The organism is Spirulina sp. CCY15215, from assembly GCF_016888125.1.
Taxonomy (GTDB): domain Bacteria; phylum Cyanobacteriota; class Cyanobacteriia; order Cyanobacteriales; family Spirulinaceae; genus CCY15215.
Window position 1 is genome coordinate 1 of sequence record NZ_JACSWA010000488.1, and the last position, 8,596, is coordinate 8,596.

Here is an 8,596-nt window from a genome sequence, read left to right on the forward strand (position 1 = left end):
GCAACAGTCAAGATGGACTATTGCGGCTGCAAGATATCTATAACCTCGATCTCAATGCCGAGTTAGTGGTTCTCAGTGCTTGTCAGACGGGCATCGGAGAGGCTGTCAGTGGGGAAGGAGTGGTAGGTTTGACTCGCGGTTTTATGTATGCAGGGGCGAAGCGAGTGGTAGTGAGTTTGTGGAATGTGAATGATGCTGCTACTGCAAACTTAATGAGCAATTATTACGAACAAATGTTAGAAGAAGATTTAGATGCTATTTCTGCCTTGCGAGAAGCACAGTTAAAAATGTGGAAAAATGGGGAATTTCCTTATAAATGGGCAGCCTTTACGATTCAAGGAGATTGGCGTTAACTCGCTTTTTGACAACCCACAAGCCCTCTAAGACTTAAAGCAAATCCCGCCGTTAGTAAGGTTAGAAATCCAGCAATCCAAAAAGGAATAACATAACTAAAACTGACTAAAATACCCGCTATTGCAGGACCGATCGCGTTAGAAATACTGAGATAGGACGAGTTAATACCGAGGATTTCTCCTTGTTCGCGATCGCTACTTTGAACAGAGAGAATGGCGTTAATTAAGGGCATAGGAAAAGCATTAAAGGCACTGAGTAACACACCTAAGAGAAGAAATACTGTGAGTGAGGGAAAGAGAGGCATGAGGAGAAAGGTAATTCCCCGTCCTGCTAAAGTGACACAAAGGATCGCAGCCAGATTAAAGCGGCGAGTAATGGGTTCTGTGAAAAAGATTTGGGTAATTACACCGACGACTCCCACCAAGGTAAACAGGATGGCTAATTCCTTGGCATTGCGACCAAGGACGTTGAGGAAGAAGGGTTGCAAGGCAAAGGTAAAAATGGTGAAGGTGAAGCCGCTAAAGAAGGTTAGCAGGAAAAGACGGCCAACGATAGGACGACCAATTGAGGTGAAGATTTTGCCAAAGCCGAAGATTTTCCAACTAATGCGGATTTTTTGCCGTTGGGGAAGGGTTTCCGGTAGAAATACCCAGGTCAGTCCCGTGGCGATCGCGGCTATGGTAGCAGCGACAAAAAAGCTCATTCCCAAGGGTGAAACCCCCGGAAAAGGCGGTAGGCTTTGAGCAAAATAACTAATGGCGGGCCCGGTCATAAAACCCAATCGGAAGGCTGCATCGAGGAGTCCGAAGGCTTTGGGGCGTTCTTCTGGGGTGGTTGTGTCGCTGACGATCGCGCTGGCGATGGAGTTATTTCCCCCAGTTAAGCCGTCGAGAATGCGGGCTAAAAATAGCAGGCTAACAATGGGGGTGAAACTGGCGAGAAGGTTGGCTGCGACGGTTCCTAAAAGGCTGATAATAAGGACGGGTTTACGCCCCCAAAAGTCGGAGAAACGTCCGAGAATAGGAGTAGCTAAGAATTGGGAAATGGCGAAACCCGAAATGAGTAAACTGGCTTGAAAATCACTGAGGCCAAATTGTTTAGCGTAGGGGTAGAGAATAGGGATGAGAATGGTAAAACTAACGGCATTGATAAAGGCGATCGCCGCAACGATCCAAAAGCGGAGGGGAAGGTCAAAAAATCCTTTCAGGTTTCGCATTAAAGTTGCTCATTCTGGGTTCTTGACCATTCTTTCATCATCTGGTCAGAATTGTTCGAGATCGTAATGAAAAATAACCCATTATTCCTCAACTAAAACCCGGCGACGCTGCCAAATAACGAGTAGCAAACCGATCGCACCTAACCCTAATAAAACCCATAATTCGGGTTCGGGTACCGCAGAAACTTCAAAAGGATTAAAGGGAGAAGTGAGTTCTTCTTTACCCGATTCTACTTCTCGTTCAAAGCGATCGCTTTTGGCTTCAGCTTGTTTTAATTGTTCTTTTTGTTGGTCATTAACTAAGACGATCATTGAGGAATAAGGCGTGACGACACTGTTGGTTTTGGCGATATCATGCAGGATATCCAAATTCGCTACTTGTTGGGTATCTAATTGCTGTCCCAGTCCGACAATTAACTGTCGCGCAGCAATGCTAGAAAACCCATCTTTCTTTTCATTTTGGCGATCGCTTTTTTCGACTTTCCAAACATAGCGATCGATGACATTCACGGCATTTAATGTTGCGCGAGTCGCCAATCTTTGCAAAACTTCTGAGAGTTCTACTGCTACTCCTCCCCCACTATCTTGCAGGGTAGAAAGGACGCGATCGGCATAAGCTGGGGGAAATTTACCTCCTAAATGTACCATCCACAAAGGAATATCAATTTCAGGGACTTCGGCATCATCTTCGGAGAGTTCGTAGGTGCCTTCATCAGTTAACAGGAGAATAGCATCATATTGAGTTGTTCCTTGCAAGCGCTGAAATTGTTGCAGCATTTCTGGGGGTTGAATGGTCCCATAAAAGACAAGATTGGCGAGATTAACGCGATCGAGATCGTCAATGCGTTGGGGTTCTAGATTTAATGTTCCTGTTAAGTACAAGTCTGCATCATTGTCTGCTTTTTTATTACCAGAAAATCCTGCATTTGTCAACCATTCTAAGGATTTTGCAATCTCTTGAACTCGTTCTCCCATACTATAGGAGGTATCTACAAGAACAGCAATTTTTGTCCCTTTTGGGGTGCTATATTTTGATTCATCTAAAGGGGTAGCAATGAGTTGATAGCCTTGAGAAAAATCAATGTTATGGGGTTGTAAAGGAACGGGGTTTGAACTGGGGAGAAAAGCAGGCAACCAAGTTTTAGATCCTCGTTGTTTTTCCGCATTCAAGAAACGTTTTGTCTTATTTGTCCAGAAAATATTGCGTTTTTGTGCCAGTTGAGGTAAAGCCCAGCCTTCTTTTTGTTGTAACACTTGATAAGTTAACCAAAGGTGCATTTCTGGTGCTTCTAGTTTACCATTAACAACTTGATTGGCAAGAATAGGAAAGGCACGCAGGCGATATTGTCGCGGTCCAACTTGTTCGAGTAATGCAGGATCGACTCGCTGTTGTACTTGGTCATTATAGACTTGTTGCGCGGCACCCCGAGGGGAAACTTGATAAACATAACGAGAGTCGCGATCGCCAGTTTCTCCTAACCATAATCCTGTTAAAACTGCACTTTCGGGTAAGGAGAAGGAATAAAAGATTTCCTGTTGTTCGGGAGTTTGATTTTCATAGACTTCATGGAGTTCAATTTCTGCCCAGTCTTGATGTTCAGAAAGATTGATTTCTTGAGTTGTTAACAGCACTTTTTTCTCTTCAATATCTAATAATCCTGCCTTTGCTTCGGCACGATTTGCAGTTGAAGTTAAAGCCTTAACAATGGCTTGGCGATCGCCATTTTGAATGGGAGTATCAAAAAACTGAGAATAGAGTGTTTCTGCTAATCCTACATCGCTGCGATCGCCTTGATATAAAACTGGTGATGCTAACTGATTATACAGTTGTTGCAGTATATTAGCTTTCTCGATAGAGAGGTTGAAACTACCGCGATACATCTCCTGAATATGATTATTTTCCTCCCATGTACTGATATAACGATAAGGCAGTAAATAAGCATTCACCAAGCCTTCGCGAATTTGATCGGATTTGGCTATCAGTGTAGTGCGATCGCTATTAGTTGTCGGCATTTCTGCTAACCATTCCAAGGCTTGATTTTGGGGTTGTTGTTGCAGGGAAAAGAAGAGAGTTAACCAAACTGCGATCGTTCCTGTTGCACCGGCGATCGCAATTTTATGACCATATTGTTCTGCAAATTCAGACAACACTTTTCGCCCAGCAGAGATGTAAAATAGTGCAAAGGCAAAAGGCATAAAAATAAACAGTGTCGATCCAAAAATAAAGACCAGGAATAAGATGATAAATACCCAAAAATAACCATAAAAAGTCGGATCGGTTAATGCAGAGAATAATTCACCTAACCATTGAAAAGCAAAGAATCCTTTCAGTAGCCACCAGGCGATCGGAACAGCATAAAAAAGGAGTAACAGTGCAGTATAAACGCCGATGATAATTAATAAACTGTGACTGATTAATTGGTAAAATGCAAAGATATGTCTTCGGGGTTGAGAAATTCTTTCTTTCTTGCCAAGATAACCGCCAATTAAATATAGGAAAAAAGCAAAGATTCCCCAAAGAAGTGTTGTTAAAATATGACTGCTGGCTGGATTTAGTTCTCGTAAGGCGAATAAACGCACGATACATAATAAGAAAAAGGGTGCTTCAATGCCATAAAAGAATTGTAGGAGAGAATAAGGACGTTTAAAGAAATACCAACCTCCTAAAAATGTACAATTGGTAATTACAGCGATAAATCCTAAAAAAGTAACTAGAAATTGCCAATGAATTTCTCCGGCTGCAACAGCCTGCATAAGCGAGATACCAATATTGGGCAAAATCCCAACATAAATGACCAAAATAAAGGCAATATTCCAAATGCCAAAGATAGCATAGGGAAAAAACGAAAAATATCTTTTTAGTCGATTTAGTCGATTCATTGTTCTTCTGTGAATAGCTATATTTTTTGGTTCGAGACTCGATACAATGATGCAATATTGAGGATTTTTAAGTTAATGCACCTCCGTCGATAGAATTGTAAATTTCTGTGGTAAACTCCTGTAGGAGAGAATTGTTGGCATTGATATTGCGATCGAAGAGAATAGAAACCAATATCCAAGAGCGATCGTTAGCCATAAAAAATTGTTGCCACAAGCGACGATAAAAATCATCGGTAGTTTGTCCCTTTGATTGCAGCCAATAAGTTGCAGAAAGTTGACCATTTTGTAAAGAGAGCCAGCGTGCTATAATATCCGTTGAAAGTTGTTTTTTCTCGACGCGATCGACCTTTAAGCCATTACCAATAAAACAAAGTTCAGGAGGATGATAACTGCGCCAAGATGTATTTGCAACTACTAAAAGAGAACCAGATAAATCGCCAAAATTAAAATGATGTTTTTCCGCTATTGTTTCGGGATAACTGGTAAAAAATCGTTGTTCCGCAGGAGTCAGTTCAATTAATGCCGTATCAACAGATTCCGGAAGCGCGATCGCCTCTATAAGTTGAGGAGATTGAATCGGGAGAAAATGATAAACAATAGCTAAGGCGATCGCACTCCCTAACATTCCTTTTTGTATGAATACTGAGTGCTTGCCTTGATGAACAATTTCACCTCTCTTTAAGGGTGTTTGAGAAGATATTGATAACGGTTTAGAGGGTGTACTGCGAGGAAGAAAACGCGATAAACTCCACGTTATTCCGCAAACAAGAATGAAACCAAATAAACCTAAAGGAAGATGCAGTAAAGTTGCAAAATTGGGTTGTTTGAAAACATCTGCAACAATGACTAAAAGCAAAACTCGCAACAAATTAGCACTAAACAAAAGAATGATATTGACTGCACCTAGCAACAGCCAGCGCCAATTCATAACCCGCTTATCAATCCAAGTTAAACCGAGAAAAAATAGCGTTCCCACCCAAATACTTTTAATGCCACTACAGGGAAGATCGACTTCTGCAATGCCATTTTCGAGTATAATAATATCATGGGAAGAAATAGCGCTAATTTGACCGACCGAGAGAAATTGCTCTACCCAATGTGCCGTTAAAACCCGCAAGGGTAATCCCCCAAAACCACTGCCTAACGGAGGACTTAAAGGGATAATACAAGCAACGATCGCCGCAAGAGGAAGCCCTTTTTTCCAGCGATCGCGATCGATAAATAATCCTAAAATCCCATAACTTCCCAAAAGAAACAGCACTACAGCGATCTGTTCGATATTCCCGACTAATTTGAGGGCGATCGCAGCCAATAAACTGACGATAATTACCGCGATCGGTAAAATCGAAATTGTGGGAATTAATGAGATTTTTTCAGGTTTCCGATAAAAAGAAACCCCGATCGCACCTCCTAAAACAACTCCCACCCCAAACATCGCCAACTGTTCCATTGAAGAAGCATGGCGAAATGCAGTATAAAACCAACTGAGGGTCGAAAAATGAACCATTAGCCAAACAGCCACAAGCAAGCTGCAACGGAAGGCGATCGCGGTTTTCTGTGTTTCCATTTTTGGACTATTTCCCACGAGTTTTTCCTCCCTACAGTCTTTCCTATCTCGATTTCGGATATTATGAAAATGCTAGAAGAAGATTCCGTTTCTTGCCAGGATTTTTGCGATCGCAATTCTCTAGAAAACTTATCAATCGCGATCGCACAAAAAGTTAGTACACACTAACCTTTTGTGACCAAATCTAATAGTTTATAGAGAAAAATTAGTCTCGCAACTGAACAGGCATGGCTAAATAGGTCATTTTCAAACCACCCAAAGGCTTGAAAATAACGGGTTGAGTTGCCGCATTGAGATAGATCGTGATTTCCTGACTTGAAAGTGCTTTTAATCCATCCATTAAATACTTGACATTAAACGCAATTTCAGGGGGTTCATCACTGGTAATTTGTGCAGGCATTGCTTCCCGTCCACTTCCGAGGTCTTGGGATTCTACCGAGAGGAAAATTTCTTGATTTTCCTTATCAATCGCGCAACGTACAACGTTATTTTTAGAATCAACTAATACAGAAATACGTTCTAAAGCACTTTGAAATTGCTTGCGATCGACAGTAACTTGATTGCTAAATTCTTGGGGAATGAGTTGACGATATTGGGGATAAGCCCCCTCTAACCTACGACTGACTACTCGACGATTTCCCAACTCAAAAATGACTTGAGAATCATCCATCTTTAACATCACCCCACCTTCTTGATTTTGCATTCCCAAAATCTTCTCAACTTCTCGCAATGCCCGCGCAGGAATTGTCACCTCAAATTTTTCAACTTCTTCCCCTTCTCCCTCTGTTTCTCCTTCTGTTTCTTCTTCTCCTCGATCTCTCAAGGTTTCTACTACAGATAAACGATGTCCGTCTGTAGCGGCAAATTCGATCGCATCGGCACCCAAAATAACGTGAACTCCAGTTAATACTTGTTTACCTTCTTCATTACTGGCTGCAAAAAGAGTTGCCCGCAATCCTTCTTGTAAGGCTTCAATGGGAAATAATACTGATTCTCCGTCTTCTACTGTTGGTAATTCGGGAAATTCTTCCGCGTCCAAACTACGAAGTTGATAGCGTCCAGAAGTAGAAATTAAGCGCACGATCGTTCCTTCTCCGTCGTCTTCCCCTTCATCTTGAGTGAGAGTAATTTCCCCTTCAGGTAAACGGGAAATAATATCATTGAGGGTTTTTGCGGGAAGGGTAATTTTGCCGCCAATTTCGACTTGTGCGGGAAAACTGGTTTGAATGCCTAAACTGAGGTCAAAGGCACGCAAACTGACATTTTGCTTGGCTTCATCGGCAATGAGGAGAACGTTACCGAGGACGGGATGAGTAGGACGAGAAGGTACTGCACGACTGACTAAACTAAGATTACTATTGAGGTCGCTTTGAGAACAAATCAGTTTCATTTTTTCTGGTAATTGGTGATGGGTGATAAGGAATAGCGAGAGGCGATCGATAATTTATTGATAATTGTTCATTGATAATTTATTGATAATTGTTTATTGAATAGAAATGCCATTACCAGAGAGTTGCGTTATCCAGAAGCCGATCGCCGCATCTGCCATTTCTGCTGCGACTTTGGTTTTGACTTGTTCTGCTTCTTGGCGTGATTCGCATAGGGCAAAAACAGTGGGACCGGAACCGGACATCATCGTACCCAATACCGACGCATTTTGGAAGGATTCTTTCAATTTTTGGACTTGAGGATGTTCGGGTAGAACGACTTTTTCTAAATCGTTGTAAAGATTTTGGGCAATTTTTACGGAGTCGTTATGGGCGATCGCCTCCATCAGGGGACTCGAGTGTAATTGTGTGGCGCGAGATTCCATCTCCAAGGCATCTTTGAGATAAGTATGGCCAAATTGCTGACGATAGGTTTGATAAGCCCAGGGAGTAGAAACAGCGAGATTTTCGTGCTTGGCGAGGACGACCCAAAGGCCGTGAGGGCTGATAATGGGGTCTAAAATTTCCCCGCGTCCCGTGGCGATCGCCGTTCCTCCCAACAAGCAAAAAGGCACATCAGACCCCAATTGAGCGCCTAAATCTTGCAATTCTGGCTGAGTCAGTCCCAAATTCCAGATCAGGTTTAACCCGACCAAAACCGCCGCCGCATCGGTTGAACCCCCGGCCAGTCCCGCCGCGATCGGAATCTGTTTCTCGAGGGAAATATCCGCCCCTCCCCAATTGGCAAACTCCTCGGGAAAGGCTTCTCGCATAATTTGGGCGGCCTTGTAGGCGAGATTTTGCTTTTCATCTGCCAGTTCAGCGCGATCGCAATGCACCCGAAAAGCAGGAATCTGATTGGGGGTAATCGTAATGCGATCGGCCAGTTCGATACTTTGCAGGATCATCACCAATTCGTGAAACCCATCGACGCGATCGCCCACAATTTCCAAATACAAATTAATTTTTGCGGGGGCAATGAGAGTGTAACTTTTCATTAACTGGGAGTAGTATTCTGTTTAGGACTTAGGCAGCTAGGGAGCGAACTTAGGCAACTAGGGAGCGAACTTAGGCAGCTAGGGAGCGAACTTAGGCAACTAGGGAGCGAACTTAGGCAGCTAGGGAGCGAACTTAGGCAGCTAGGGAGCGAAC

The 8,596-nt window shown here is 42.8% G+C and carries 6 protein-coding genes; 1 reads left to right on the plus strand and 5 read right to left on the minus strand.

Annotated features, from left to right (window positions below):
- Positions 1 to 353 (plus strand): CHAT domain-containing protein (locus JUI58_RS16345; RefSeq protein ID WP_204104868.1); only part of this gene is annotated, 353 nt, incomplete at its 5' end.
- Here JUI58_RS16345 and JUI58_RS16350 read toward each other — a convergent pair.
- From JUI58_RS16350 to ispE, 5 genes are all read right to left on the minus strand, one after another.
- Entirely contained in the window at positions 350 to 1,570 is a 1,221-nt protein-coding gene (locus tag JUI58_RS16350) for an MFS transporter (protein WP_204104869.1), read from the minus strand. The genes JUI58_RS16345 and JUI58_RS16350 overlap by 4 nt on opposite strands.
- A gap of 81 nt (positions 1,571 to 1,651) precedes the next feature.
- A complete protein-coding gene (locus JUI58_RS16355) occupies positions 1,652 to 4,450 on the minus strand; it encodes a TIGR02921 family PEP-CTERM protein (RefSeq protein ID WP_204104870.1) in 2,799 nt (932 codons plus the stop codon).
- Positions 4,451 to 4,517: 67 nt separating this feature from the next.
- Positions 4,518 to 6,035 carry an exosortase O gene (gene xrtO / locus JUI58_RS16360; RefSeq protein WP_204104871.1) on the minus strand — a complete coding sequence of 506 codons (1,518 nt, stop codon included), beginning with the start codon at positions 6,033 to 6,035 and terminating at the stop codon, positions 4,518 to 4,520.
- 187 nt (positions 6,036 to 6,222) lie between these two features.
- The gene (gene dnaN, locus JUI58_RS16365) at positions 6,223 to 7,407 is read right to left on the minus strand and encodes a DNA polymerase III subunit beta (protein WP_204104872.1); all 1,185 of its coding nucleotides are present in this window, start codon (positions 7,405 to 7,407) and stop codon (positions 6,223 to 6,225) included.
- A 93-nt stretch (positions 7,408 to 7,500) separates the two neighbouring features.
- On the minus strand, positions 7,501 to 8,442 hold the full coding sequence (ispE, locus tag JUI58_RS16370; RefSeq protein WP_204104873.1) for a 4-(cytidine 5'-diphospho)-2-C-methyl-D-erythritol kinase: 942 nt from the start codon (positions 8,440 to 8,442) through the stop codon (positions 7,501 to 7,503).
- Between the last annotated feature and the right edge of the window lie 154 nt (positions 8,443 to 8,596).